Here is a 13,018-nt window from a genome sequence, read left to right on the forward strand (position 1 = left end):
GCTTATTCACCATCGTGTCATTTGGCTCCAGCGGCGTTCCGGGCGGCTTCTGCCAGTTCGGTGACCGAGAAGGGTTTGGGCAGGAAATTGACGTTTTCGATGTCAATCGATTTTCTGAGTTGCTCCTCCGCGTAGCCGGACATGAAGAGCACCTTCAGCTCAGGGCGTGTTTTGCGGGCTTCGCGTACCATCGCGGGCCCATCCATGCCGGGCATCACGACGTCGCTAATCAACAAATCGATTGGTTCGCCACGATTGAGTATTTCCAAAGCCTCTTCACCGTTGTCGGCGGTGATGACCTCATAGCCGTGACGAGTGAGAGAGCGTTCGGCGACGCTACGGACCATTGGCTCATCTTCCACCAAGAGCACCGTTCCGCTGCCCCAAAGCTCATTCGCCTTGGTCTTTTCGACCTTTCGCGACTTCGTCGCAACAACTTCCTCCCGATGGACGGGTAGGTAGATGACGAAGCGTGTTCCCTCATCCACGCGTGAGTCCGCGAAGATGAAGCCGCCCGACTGTTTCACAATGCCGTAGACAGTTGAGAGACCGAGACCTGTGCCCTTGCCCACCTCCTTGGTGGTGAAGAACGGCTCGAAGATCTTTCCGAGAACGCTCGGAGGGATGCCGTGGCCGGTGTCCGTGACCGAGAGCGCGCTATAGTCGGCGATCGGCAAGATGTCGGAACCGAGCTCCGCGACCTGGTCGGCCTTGACCGAATAGGTCTGGATGGTGAGGGTCCCCCCACCCTTCGACTGCATGGCGTCACGGGCATTCACCGCCAGATTGACGATGACCTGTTCGAGCTGACCAGGATCCGCGCGAACCGCTCCAAGATTACGGCCGTGCTTCACGACCAGCTCGACAGTCTCACCAAGCAGCCGCTTAAGAAGGTGCGAAACCTCTGACACGACGTCGGGGATCTGAAGGACCTGCGGCCGAAGGGTCTGCTGACGGGAAAAGGCGAGCAGTTGCCGCGTCAGACCTGCCGCACGGTTCGAGTTCGATTTGATCTGCTGGATATCGTCGTAATCGCTGTCGCCCGGCGTGTGGCGCATCAGCATTAGGTCGCAGTGGCCGATGATCGCGGTCAAGATGTTGTTGAAGTCGTGCGCGACGCCACCGGCTAGCTGGCCGACGACCTGCATCTTGGTGGCTTGCGCAACCTGCCGCTTGAGCTTCGCTTCCTCGCTATTGTCCTTCAGGAGCAGGAGGACGGCCGCGTCGCCTAGACCCCTCAACCCCGCGATAGTGAGTGCGACCGGTTCGCCAGATTGGCGTGCGAGACGCACGGCCAAGTCGCCTGTCATAGCGGGACCACGAGCGTTGCGACGGATGGCGTCCGCCACAGCGGCCTTGTCTTCCTTTACGACAAGATCGCCCGGATAAACCGGGAGCGTAGACCCGGAGACTCCTGCAGCGCGCCGGAACGCCTCATTCATCGTCAGGAAGCGGCCGTCGCGATCAACGAGGGCCAGGCCAATCGGAAGCACGTCGAGCAAGGCCTGGAGATTCGATCCTTGGCCGCCCCCCGATGCCTCGGCCTCATCGAACAGCAGAAAGGTCCCTTCACCGCCGTGGCCATCCGCGTCGGCAGGAACATGTACCGCACGAAGTGGCGGCCCGGCCTCGCCATCGGTGATAAGCCGCATCCGATGATCCTCGCCGACATCGACGAGTTCGCCGAAGGCCACGGTGCCGCGAATTTGGTCCGACCGGAGCGCACGCTCCTGGAAAAGGCGGTTCGCGGCCAGCAGCCGGCCTTTGCCGTCCACCACGGCAGCCATCACCCCGGCGCCGGTGAGACGGTCGCCCGTCGGCCCCTGGATGTTGCGCACGGCGCCGGTCAGCGGATCGACAGGCGTAGGATCGGGGAAACGCCAAAGCAGCAGATCCGCTCGTCCTCCTACTCGCTCGACCTCGACGGGCGTCGGACCGGCTATGGTGGTGACCCCAGCGACGCACCCCGCCCCATCACGCGAAGCCATCGACTTGGCTAGGTGCAGTCCCTGCTCCGCCTGCTCATCGGCTCCGAGTTCGAGCGGAGGAGTCGTTGCTCCGAACCGCTCTCGGTAGGCGGGATTCACGATGAGCAGCGAACCCTCGTCTGAGGTCAGCGCAGTGGGCTCGCGGCTCAAGGCCAGGGCCGAACCGACTAGCGAATAGTCCGGCCCGACCACCAAGGTCTCGAGCGGCGCGGGTCCCGGCGTTTCCCGGACAAAAACAAAGGCTGCGGTCGCCAATCCAGCGAATATCGCAGCCGCTGCGAACCAGAGCTGGCCGAGCACCAAGAGGAGGACCGACGCAGTCAGTCCGGCGCCGGCGATTACAGCCGGGACGAACCAGCGTGCCCACCCGTGCAGGCGGGTCTCCTCTATCGTGGGCAGCTCTTGGTACAACATGCGACGAGACGCATCCTATCAGCTGTTCGCCATCCCGCCAGATGGCGTCTTAGTCAGCGTGAATTCGGGCGGTCCTGCGCTGACGCCGGCGAGCCTTGAGCCAAGAACGCCATCCCAGCGATGCGCCGAAATAGCCTACAACCGCAGCAGCCGCCGCGATTGAAAGTATTCCGAGCGCAATCGGCCCCGAAGCATGATGGATCCAAAACAGGAGACGGCTGAGCTCACTGGAGAAACGCGCGGCCGACGCCGGGTCCACGATGGTTGAGTCGTAATGAAGCTCCCACGAGCCAATTCGATAGGCTGCATAGTAGAGCGGCGGGATGGTCAGTGGATTGATCACGAGCGTCACGAGCGCTGCAATCGCAATGTTCGCTCGGAACGGGATCGCGAAAAGCGCCGCGATCACCGTGTGCATGAAGGGGATGATCACGCCGATAAAGAGCCCGAGGGCCACACCGCGCGGAACCGACCTGCGGGTCATCCGCCACAGAGCGGGATCGCCCAGCCACGGCGCGAACGGCCGAAGCAGGCGATGTTCGTGGATCGTCTCGCGCCGCGGAACGTGACGGGTCAGCCAATGGAAGCGAGCGGGCGTGCCCTGATCAGGCATTGCGCCTCAGCAACCGCTGCTGCTCCCGCTTCCAGTCGCGTTCCTTGATTGTATCTCGCTTGTCATGCGCCTTCTTGCCGCGGGCGAGTGCCAGTTCGACCTTGGCTCGGCCACTGGCGTTAAAATAGATTGAAAGTGGGACGAGCGTCAGCCCCTGACGCTGCACGGCACCCTGCAGCCGTGAGATCTCGCGTTGCTTCAGCAGCAGCTTCCGCGGACGCCGCGGTTCGTGGTTGAGGCGATTGCCGTGACTGTACTCAGGAATATGGCTGTTGATCAGCCAGACTTCTTCGCCCTCGAGGGTGGCATAGCTCTCTGCGATCGATCCCTCGCCGAAGCGAAGGGATTTCACTTCCGTACCGGCCAATTGAATGCCAGCCTCGTACCGATCCTCGACGAAATAGTCGAAGCGCGCGCGCCGGTTCTCGGCGACGACTTTCTGCTTGTCGAACGGTTGCGGGAGCGGCTTGGCCATGGGGCTTAGATAAGACCTGCATGCTCCAATGCAGCTTCCACCGCACGTTTCGATGCATCCGAAGCCTCGACGAGCGGCAAGCGCAGATCGGCCGGGAAGTCATTTCTGACCCGGGTCAGCGCATATTTGGTCGGTCCAGGGGAAGAGTCCGTGAAAAGCGCGGCGTGCAGTGGATAAAGCTGGTCCTGAAGCTTCAGCGCCTCGTTCCAACGCCCTTCGCGCATCGCCTTCTGGAAATCGGAGCAAAGGCGTGGCGCGACATTTGCAGTCACGGAGATGCAGCCCACGCCGCCCATGGAATTGAAGCCGAGGGCCATGTCATCGTTGCCGGAGAGCTGGCAAAAGTCTTCCCCGCACGCGAGCCGCTGAGCCGTCACCCGAGCGAGGTTCCCCGTCGCGTCCTTAATTGCGACAATCCTCGGGTGCTCCGCCACCGCTTTCAGGGTTTCGACCGAGATGTCCGCGACCGTCCGTGAGGGTACGTTGTAGACGACGATTGGCAGCGGTGACGCCTCGGCGATGGTGGTGAAATGAGCAGCAAGGCCCGCCTGGCTAGGCTTGTTGTAATAGGGCACGACCACCAAGGCAGCGTCAGCACCCACGTCGGCAGCCGCACGCACCATCTCGATCGCTGCCTCCGTCGAGTAGCTGCCGCATCCGGCAATCACAGGCACCCGTCCGCTCGAAACTTGAACCGCAGTAGCAATGACCTCGCGATGCTCGTCGCGGCTCAGCGTGGCGCTTTCACCCGTTGTCCCGCAGGGAACTAGTGCATTGCTTCCCTCCGCAATCTGCCACTCGACGAAAGCGCGGAATGTGTCTTCCGCGACACGGCCGTTTGAAAAGGGAGTCACAAGCGCCGGGATCGACCCGAAAAACATGAACTTACCTTCCTTTGACAGCGTTCTTGGGGGATTCTGGCTGAGCGTTATTCACGGCCTGATAAGGAGGGGGACTGCAAGATGTCCAGCATGTGGCGCGCTGCTGTAATTCTGCCCGTCCTGTTGGCATTGGCTCCATCGAGCTCGGCGCAATATGCCGCGCCCAGGGCTGCGACACCGGTTTACGCTTCGACGGCGACGGTAGGTTCTTCACTCAACGACTGGCGCCGGCTGCGCCAGAGCAGCGGCTACAGCTTTGCTGATTATGCCCGCTTCCTGGTCCCGAACCGCGATTGGCCCGACGAAAACAAGATGCGGCTGTGGGCGGAAAACGCGATGCGCCCTGGTGAGAATGCCACGACCGTTATCGCCTTCTTCCAGTATGATAAGCCAGAGACCGGCAACGGTTGGGCGCGATTGACCGACGCTTATGCGACGAGCGGCCGATCCGTCGAAGCGCTGGCCGCCGCTCGCAACGCATGGGCGTCGGGCGATCTCGGCGCCTACGATGAGCAGAATATCTGGGCCCGCTACGGCGGCAGCTTCACGCGTGCCGACCAGGATGCGCGGACCGACGCGTTGCTCTTTGCCAAGCGGCCGAGTGATGCGGCGCGGTTCGTCAGCACAGCGAGCCTCGACCGGCAAGCCGCGTTTTCGGCTCGCGTCGCAATGCAGTCCAACGCTCCGGACGCGGAGGCTCGCTACCGGGCCGTGATCGCAAACGTGACGCGAGACGCCGGGCTGATGATGGATCGGGCGCGCTACCTTCGCGCGAACGGTTATGACAGCGCGGCGCGCGACCTCTTCGCCCGTCCTCACAATTTCACCTATCGGCCCGCGGATCCGGATCGCTTCTACGACATGCAGCTGATCCTCGCGAACGATGCCGCTCAGGATCGGCAGTGGCTGACCGCCTACCGGATCGCGTCCCAGCTCGATGACATCCTCCCAGTTGGTGCGAATGTCAGCGATCAATCGCTGGATATACGAGACAATTATACGAGTCTGGCATGGCTTGCTGGGAGCGTCGCGCTCGATCGGATGAACCAGCCCGGCAACGCGGTGTCGATGTTCGATCGCTATGCCAGAGCCGGTAAGTCCCTGCAGGTTCAGACCAAGGGCAGCTATTGGGCAGGACGCGCCTCGTTGGCGGCGGGCAAGTTCGCCGGGGCAAACAGTTATTTCCAGCAAGCCGCTGCTTACCCGGAGCTGTTCTACGGTCAATTGGCGCTCGAGCGGCTCGGACGTAGCGTGCAGGCCCCTGCCCAGGCCGTGCCGCAATATGTGACGACGGCCGCCCTGCGCGCGCAATTCAACAATCGGACGCTTGTTCAGGCTGTTCGAATTCTCGGCCAGCAGGGGCGCTCGAATGAGCAGGCTTTGTTCGTCAAAGCCCTTGCCCAGTCGCTGGACAACGATTCCGAGCGCAACCTCGCAATTGAGCTTGGCGAGCAGATCCGCCGCCCCGACCTCGCGGTGTGGACCGCCCGCATGGCTCGGGTGAAGGGCTCGATGTTCTACGTCCGCCAAGCCTATCCGACGCTCGGCAACTCGCTCTCGCCGGACCTTTGGTCGCTGGCGCACGGCATCGCGCGGCAGGAAAGCTCCTACGATCCGTATGCAGTTAGCCACGCCGGCGCCCGCGGGATGATGCAGCTGATGGTCGGCACGGCTCGCGAACAGGCCGGCAAGATGGGGGTCGGCTTCGACAGTTACCGCCTGATCAGCGATCCGAACTACAACGTTATGCTGGGCTCAGCTTACTTCCGCCGCATGCTGAATACTTGGGATGGCAACGTTCCGCTCGCCGTGGCCAGCTACAATGCCGGCGCTGGCAACGTCCGCAAGTGGATCAATGCCTATGGGGATCCGCGCGGGCAGGTCGACGTGCTGAAGTGGATCGAGGCGATCCCGTACAGTGAGACCAAGGCCTATGTGCAGCGGGTGATCGAAAACAGCGTGGTTTATGATTCGATGCGCAGCGGCAGCGGCTCCCAGCAGACCGCAATGCACGTGTCCCGCTATCTGGGGAAAAGCCGTCCGGGTTGATAAGCGGCGACATGCCCGATTCCCCGCCTCGCTACATCACGCCTGAAGGCTTCGCGCGGATTCGCAGCGAATATGATGAGCTGTTCGGGCTTGAGCGCCCAAAGATTGTAGAGGTCGTGTCCTGGGCGGCATCGCTTGGCGATCGTTCCGAGAATGCCGACTACCTCTACGGCAAGAAGCGTCTGCGCGAGATCGATCGGCGCTTGGCGTTCCTCGCCAAGGTCATGAAGCAAGCCAAGGTCGTCGATCCCGCGCAACAGCAAGCTCGTGACCAGATACGCTTCGGAGCGACGGTCGAACTCGCTGACGAAGACGACAATCGCAGGGAGCTGACCATTGTCGGCGACGACGAAACCGACGCATCTGCTGGAAGGATCGGCTGGAGCGCGCCTTTGGCGCGCGCGCTGATTGGCGCTCGAGTGGGTGATGAGCGGATCGTTCGCCTACCCGCCGGTGAGAAGAGCTACGAAGTGATCGCGATCCGCTACCCTTAGGCAGCGCGGGACGGGATCAGCTGCGGCGGCTCGGAAGGCATGGCCTTCTGCCAAGCGGCGGCAATTGCACCGAGAGCCGCGACTGCACCCTCTTCTTCATCGCTGCCGTCGATGATCTGCCACGGCGACCAGCGGGTATCCGTATGCAGCTTCAGTTCGTCGAACGCGCGGGCGTAAGCTGGATCGCTCACTCGGACGCCCTCTTCGCCACGAATTACGCGGTGCCAAGGGTCGGCTGCCCGCGCATTCAACCTCTGTTCCTGCACGTCGGCAGGGACGTCGAAGTAGAGCTTCACGATCAACGTTCCGTAGTCTCGCTGCTGCGCCTCGAACTCGTTGATCTCGTCGAATGCGCGAGTCAGCGCGGCATCGTCCGTACGCCCGAGAATGCGATCATCCAGAACGCGCCGATACCAGCTGCGAAAGAAGATTGCCGTATCGCCCGAACCAGGCAACGCGCGCCAGAAGCGAGCTAGCCAGTGACCTTCTGATGCCAAGCGCCGGTCGTAACCGATTGAATGAACGTTGTAATGACAGGGATCGAAAGCCGCCGCGAGCTGACGCAGGGCATGCTTCTTCCCGGCCCCATCCGGCCCCTCAAACAAGATGATTGCTCGACGACCGTAAACGATCTGCGGCAGCTGAAGCTCGCGCAGATGCTCGCGCAGCGTCTCGATCGCGCCATGCGGCGAATCCGGGTCGAGCCCCTCACATTCGGTTAGCCATTCGGGCACGAACGCAAAGCTACCGGCGCCCGCCGCGCCGCGCGACCAGCGTCTTCTCACTTATCCACAGATTTTGTCCCGCCCCGGGACCTCAGTCCGGAAGCACGACCCGGATGTGGAGCTCCTTGAGCTGCTTCGGCATGACTTCGGCCGGGGCATTCATCATCAGGTCTTCCGCCCTCTGGTTCATCGGGAAGACGATGACTTCACGGATGTTCGGCTCGTCGGCGAGTAGCATCACGATGCGGTCGATGCCGGGTGCAGAACCGCCGTGCGGCGGAGCGCCAAACTTGAACGCATTGATCATGCCGGCGAAGTTCGTGTCGACTTCCTCCTTCGAATAGCCGGCGATTTCAAACGCTTTGTACATGATGTCCGGGCGGTGATTCCGGATCGCGCCGGAGCTCAGCTCCACGCCGTTGCAGACGATATCGTACTGCCAGGCGAGGATATCGAGCGGATCCTTCTGCTCCAGCGCTTCCATTCCGCCCTGCGGCATCGAGAACGGATTATGGCTGAAGTCGATCTTCTGCTGCTCTTCGTTAAACTCGAACATCGGGAAGTCGACGATCCAGCAGAAGCGGAACGAGCCCTGCTCGATGAGATCGAGTTGCTCGCCTACACGCGTGCGAGCAAGGCCAGCGAGCTTGGCCGCATCCTCTTCCTTGCCGGCGGCGAAGAAGATGCCGTCATCGGGACCGAGACCCATCGCCTCGGCAATGCGGTTCATACCGTCTTCGCCGTGGTTCTTGGCGATCGGCCCCCCCCATTCGCCGCCTTTGCGTGTGGCGTAACCGAGACCGGCAAAACCCTCGCTGCGCGCCCACTCGTTCATGTCGTCGAAGAACTTGCGGCTCTTCTCAGCCGTGCCCGGCGCTGGAACGGCACGTACAACTGCGCCTTTCTCCACTAGCCCCGCAAACAGACCGAAGCCCGAGCCTCTGAAATGCTCAGACACGTCGGTGATGAGCAGCGGGTTGCGCAGGTCAGGCTTGTCAGTTCCGTATTTTAGCAGCGCTTCCTTATAGGGGATGCGAGGATATTCGCCTGCGCCCGTCACCGTCCGACCATTGGCGAATTCCTGGAACACGCCCGAAAGCACCGGCTCGATGGCGTTGAACACGTCGTCCTGCGTGACGAAGCTCATCTCGAAATCCAGTTGGTAGAACTCGCCCGGCGAGCGATCGGCGCGTGCGTCTTCGTCACGGAAGCAGGGTGCGATCTGGAAATAGCGATCGAACCCCGCGACCATCAGCAGCTGCTTGAACATCTGCGGCGCCTGCGGAAGCGCGTAGAACTTTCCCGGGTGAACTCGACTAGGGACCAGATAATCGCGGGCGCCCTCAGGCGAGCTCGCGGTCAGGATCGGCGTCTGAAATTCGGTAAAGCCCTGTTCGATCATCCGGCGGCGGATCGAGGCGATCACCGCCGAGCGCAGCATGATGTTCGCGTGGACCTGCTCGCGACGAAGGTCGAGGTAGCGGTACTTCAACCGAATCTCCTCGGGATAATCCTGCTCACCTGCGACAGGCATCGGCAGCTCGGCGGCCGTCGACTGGACCGTCACCTCACGTGCGCGGACTTCGATCTCGCCCGTGGCGAGATTGGGGTTCACCGTCTCAGGCGAGCGAGCGACGACATCGCCTTCGATCGTGACCACCGACTCCACCCGAAGACGATCGAGCACCTTGAACGCTGGCGAATCAGTATCGACGACGATCTGAGTCAGGCCATATTGATCGCGCAAATCGACGAAGAGCAGATGGCCATGATCGCGCTTGCGGTGGATCCAGCCGGACAGGCGGACGGTCTGTCCGACATCGGAAGCGCGGAGCTGGCCGCAGGTATGAGTGCGATAGGCGTGCATGATCAGTTGGCTCGCTAAGCGGAAATGCGGTGAAAAAGGCGCGCCGCGCTTCAAGGGCTGAAACATTTTTGTCAACCCGCGAGGCCGCCGCTAAAGCCGCGCCAGACTCATGCGTATCCATCCTCTGATTACCAAGACCGACGACCTCAAAGCTCTCGTCGACCGCCTCTCCGCCCAGCCATTCGTCGCCGTGGACACCGAGTTCATGCGCGAAAATACCTATTGGCCGGACCTCTGCCTGATCCAGGTCGCGAGTACCGAAGAAGCAGCGGCAATCGACCCAAAGGCCGAGGGCATTGATCTCAAGCCTCTGCTCGACCTGTTCGTTGCGAACGAGGAGGTCCTCAAGGTCTTCCACGCTGGTGGTCAGGATCTGGAGATTATCCACAATCTCACCGGCAAGGTACCCCATCCGCTGTTCGACACGCAGATTGCCGCCATGGCACTCGGGCATGGCGAGCAGATCGGCTATTCGAACCTGATCGAGAGCCTACTCGGGCACAGCTTGGACAAGGGTGCGCGATTCACCGACTGGAGCCGTCGCCCGCTCGACAAAAGGCAGATCGACTATGCGATCGCCGACGTGACTCACCTCGCGACGGTTTTCCCGCGCATGGTCGAAAAGCTGAAGAAGACCGGTCGCGGAGCGTGGCTCGATGAGGAAATGGAGCGACTCGCCGACGCCTCAAGCTTCGCTTTTCCGCCAGAGGACGCTTGGAAGCGCCTGAAACTGCCGAGCCGCAACCCTGCGGTCCTTGGACGCCTGAAAGCAGTCGCAGCCTGGCGGGAAACAGAAGCTCGTTCGAAAAACCTGCCGCGCGGCCGGATCATCAAGGATGATACGCTAAACGAGATCGTGCTCCATCCGCCGAAGGCGCAGGACGATCTAGGACGGATCCGCGGTTTGTCTGCCGGCTGGAAGACAAATGATATCGGCGCTCGCCTGATCGCCGCCATCGAAGCCGCCAAACCGATGGACCAAGGGGAACTGCCCGATCGCGAACCGAAGCGGCCTGGGCTTACCAAGGACGCGGCGCTCGTCAGTGACTTGCTCAAGCTCCTATTGAAGATTCGCGCCAAGGAGACAGGTGTCGCCGCAAGGCTGATCGCGCGCTCAGACGACCTTGAGGCGCTTGCAGCAGGCGTTCGCAAGAACCTCAACATCCTGAATGGCTGGCGGTTCGAGCAGTTCGGCAGAGACGCTCTCGATCTGGTAGAGGGGCGGCTCGCCTTTGCGATCGAAAACGGCAAGCTCAAGATGAGCCGCGTTGCGAAAGAGGAGACGGTCGATGCGTAAGCTCGTGCTGCTGGCCCCTGCCCTGCTCGCCGCGTGCGCGACCACTCCAGCCGAGCAAGTCGCCGCCAAGTGCAGCAACGCCGACGCCGCGGCCTTCATCGGACAGCCTGGAAACAGCGAGACCGGAGCTGCCATCATGAAGGCTACGCATTCGAGAACGCTTCGGTGGGCATGGCCCAATTCCGCTCTGACGATGGATTTTCGCGAGGACCGGGTGACCGTGACTCTCACGCAGGATGGCAAAGTCGCGAAGATCGACTGCGGCTAAGCCGCCTCGCCGATCATCCTTGCCTCCATCAGCGCCCGGCGAATCGTCGGCAGGCTCAGTCGAGCCCGTTCCGAAATCGCGAATCGATCGACCGCCTCGACGGCCCGCTCGGCTGTCCAATAATCGCGGTGAAGCCGATCGGTCATGAACCGCAGCGCCTCAGCCGGAATGTGCAGGCCGCGATCGGCAAATAGAAGCTGGATCAGAGCAGCGAACAGCGCATCGTCCGGGTGCTCGATCCGAATCACCGGCGTGACGGCAAGTCGAGTCTTGAGGTCTGGAAGCTTCGGCGCCCAGGCAGGCGGGACCTCATCCGCGATCATTACCAGCGGCCGTCCGGTGTCCTGAGCCTGGTTCCAGGCGTGGAACAGCTCCTCCTCGTTCCGCTGCTGCGCATCGTCGAACAGTCGCCCTCCGACTCGCTCAACGAAGCTGCGGGCCAGCAACGTTCGTCCCGACCGGCGCGGCCCAGTCAGGATTGTCGCCTTGACCGGCCAGATGCTCCACTTGCGGAAATGGTCGAAGGCCGCCTCGTTGGCCGCGGAAACGATGAAGCGCGCGTCGCCCTCGGTCTGGGGCCAGTCGAGCGGAAGCGCGATCTGGTCCGGCCCCTGCTTCATCAGGGTGGTGCCGTCGTTTGATTCGCCAGCGGCTGCGCCTGCGTAGCCGGTTGAGTTGGCGTAGTTGCGGCAGGATGCGGGGGCGCCGCTGCTGTAGGTGGTGGCGGGAGCGCCGGTGGCTTGTCCGACGAAGAGCGGATTTTCACCACCGTTCCCGCAGTTTCGACGATCCACCCACGAGCACGCAACGAAGACGCGAGCTGCTCAATGCCTCCAGCGTAGGATACGAGTATGTAGCTCGTGCCCTTCGGATTGATCTGTTGCGGCGTTGCCGAGACGATGCCTGCCAGGGTCCGCAGGTGCGCCATGGCAAAATTGTAGACGGTCACGTCGGGCCCGGTGACCTGTACCTGGAAGGCATTGTTCACCGGGGCTCGGACTATGGGCTTTTCGACCGGCAACTCGGGTAGCGGCGGAGGCGCTGGCTGGTTCAGCGACGGGTCGCGCGACAGCGCGCCGGCAGTCAAGGCCTGAGCGAAGACCTGGTCCATGCGCTGAACGCCTTGCGCCATCATCGCCGGGATTTGGTCGCTGTTCGCAGCGGTCAGCGTGAAGCCGCCGACGATCTGATTGTCCGGTCCATGCCGGGCAATGAATCGGGCCCTGGCCGGACCACCCGGATAAAGTCGCTGAAGCTGAACCTCGGCGACCAGGATATCGGCCGCACCGTAAGAATCGATGATGTTGCGCCACCATCCTCGACCGGGGCGGTTCGTTTGGGCCGCGTTGACGATCAAGGGGTCGGCACCGAGGCCACTCACCCGGACGTAGTCGATCGGGCTTTGCGACGTGCGGAACTGCGCCCAAGCTCGCTGCCAGGCGTTCTTCAGCTCGACAGTCGTCGCCGTGCCGCCCGAAACCAGCACTGGAATGAGGAGCATGGGAACGGAGCGCTGAACTTCGCCTCCCTCGACGCCAAGAAATTCGGCTGCTCGCGCGCGGTCGAACAACACGCCGAGAGTGGCGATGTACCGGTTCGGCCCGATCTGCTCATGCTCTACGTTGATGGAGCTGACGATCTGATCGAGCGTCCCGTCAGGCAGGTTGGGCGCCTGGTTGATCGGGGCGTTGTGCATTTTCGCCCACAGCGCCTTGAAGCCCTGCCGCTGCGCGAGTCGCCAGCCGGCGAACCGCGCGGATTGTGCGTCCGTGCCGCCCACATCGACCTGAATGCCCGTGATCTCCAGCGTTCCCGAACTGTCGATCGGCAGGATTCCACGGTCCGAGCTCTCGAGCTGCGCGTAAATGACGCCGGAGATTCCTACGGCGGCAAGCAGCAACATGAAGGGGGCGACGAAGCGACGGCGGAACATTCGCCGCGTCTTTT

General features: G+C 62.2%; 12 protein-coding genes. 4 read left to right on the forward strand and 8 right to left on the reverse strand.

Translation table 11 applies throughout. The annotated features are described in order from the left end of the window. Positions 1–17: 17 nt before the first annotated feature. The 4 genes from AC4GYV_RS06365 to dapA are packed head-to-tail and all read right to left on the reverse strand — an operon-like array spanning position 18 to position 4,371. Positions 18–2,402, reverse strand: a complete 2,385-nt coding sequence (locus tag AC4GYV_RS06365; protein ID WP_491099813.1) for a hybrid sensor histidine kinase/response regulator — start codon at positions 2,400–2,402, stop codon at positions 18–20. Positions 2,403–2,451: 49 nt separating this feature from the next. Continuing rightward, entirely contained in the window at positions 2,452–3,015 is a 564-nt protein-coding gene (locus AC4GYV_RS06370; RefSeq protein WP_491099814.1) for a DUF2062 domain-containing protein, read from the reverse strand. Further along, positions 3,008–3,490 (reverse strand): SsrA-binding protein SmpB, encoded by a 483-nt coding sequence (smpB, locus tag AC4GYV_RS06375; RefSeq protein WP_491099815.1) that lies wholly within the window; start codon positions 3,488–3,490, stop codon positions 3,008–3,010. Before smpB ends, AC4GYV_RS06370 begins: the two co-directional genes overlap by 8 nt. Positions 3,491–3,495: 5 nt before the next feature. Beyond that, positions 3,496–4,371: a 4-hydroxy-tetrahydrodipicolinate synthase gene (dapA, locus tag AC4GYV_RS06380; protein ID WP_491099816.1), complete on the reverse strand. Its 876-nt coding sequence runs from the start codon at positions 4,369–4,371 to the stop codon at positions 3,496–3,498. Positions 4,372–4,452: 81 nt separating this feature from the next. Between dapA and AC4GYV_RS06385 the strand changes: the two genes are divergently transcribed. After that, positions 4,453–6,420, forward strand: coding sequence for a lytic transglycosylase domain-containing protein (locus AC4GYV_RS06385; RefSeq protein ID WP_491099817.1), 1,968 nt, complete (start codon positions 4,453–4,455; stop codon positions 6,418–6,420). Positions 6,421–6,431: 11 nt separating this feature from the next. Next, positions 6,432–6,914, forward strand: coding sequence for a transcription elongation factor GreB (gene greB / locus AC4GYV_RS06390; RefSeq protein WP_491099818.1), 483 nt, complete (start codon positions 6,432–6,434; stop codon positions 6,912–6,914). Here the strand turns inward: greB and AC4GYV_RS06395 are convergent. Next, positions 6,911–7,699 (reverse strand): polyphosphate kinase 2 family protein, encoded by a 789-nt coding sequence (locus tag AC4GYV_RS06395; protein ID WP_491099819.1) that lies wholly within the window; start codon positions 7,697–7,699, stop codon positions 6,911–6,913. The genes greB and AC4GYV_RS06395 overlap by 4 nt on opposite strands. A 31-nt stretch (positions 7,700–7,730) precedes the next feature. Further along, complete coding sequence (aspS, locus tag AC4GYV_RS06400; protein ID WP_491099820.1) at positions 7,731–9,506, reverse strand: aspartate--tRNA ligase; 1,776 nt, start codon at positions 9,504–9,506, stop codon at positions 7,731–7,733. 109 nt (positions 9,507–9,615) lie between these two features. On the opposite strand from aspS, the gene rnd reads away from it, so the two are divergent. Beyond that, on the forward strand, positions 9,616–10,803 hold the full coding sequence (rnd, locus tag AC4GYV_RS06405) for a ribonuclease D (RefSeq protein WP_491099821.1): 1,188 nt from the start codon (positions 9,616–9,618) through the stop codon (positions 10,801–10,803). Further along, positions 10,796–11,071 carry an I78 family peptidase inhibitor gene (locus tag AC4GYV_RS06410; protein ID WP_491099822.1) on the forward strand — a complete coding sequence of 92 codons (276 nt, stop codon included), beginning with the start codon at positions 10,796–10,798 and terminating at the stop codon, positions 11,069–11,071. Before rnd ends, AC4GYV_RS06410 begins: the two co-directional genes overlap by 8 nt. Here the strand turns inward: AC4GYV_RS06410 and AC4GYV_RS06415 are convergent. Both AC4GYV_RS06415 and AC4GYV_RS06420 read right to left on the reverse strand, forming a co-directional pair. After that, positions 11,068–11,691 (reverse strand): P-loop NTPase family protein, encoded by a 624-nt coding sequence (locus AC4GYV_RS06415; RefSeq protein WP_491099823.1) that lies wholly within the window; start codon positions 11,689–11,691, stop codon positions 11,068–11,070. The genes AC4GYV_RS06410 and AC4GYV_RS06415 overlap by 4 nt on opposite strands. Next, positions 11,691–13,004 (reverse strand): heavy-metal-associated domain-containing protein, encoded by a 1,314-nt coding sequence (locus AC4GYV_RS06420; RefSeq protein ID WP_491099824.1) that lies wholly within the window; start codon positions 13,002–13,004, stop codon positions 11,691–11,693. The genes AC4GYV_RS06415 and AC4GYV_RS06420 overlap by 1 nt, the downstream gene beginning before the upstream one ends. Positions 13,005–13,018 lie beyond the last annotated feature (14 nt).

It is taken from the genome of Sphingomonas sp. SP4, from assembly GCF_058313375.1.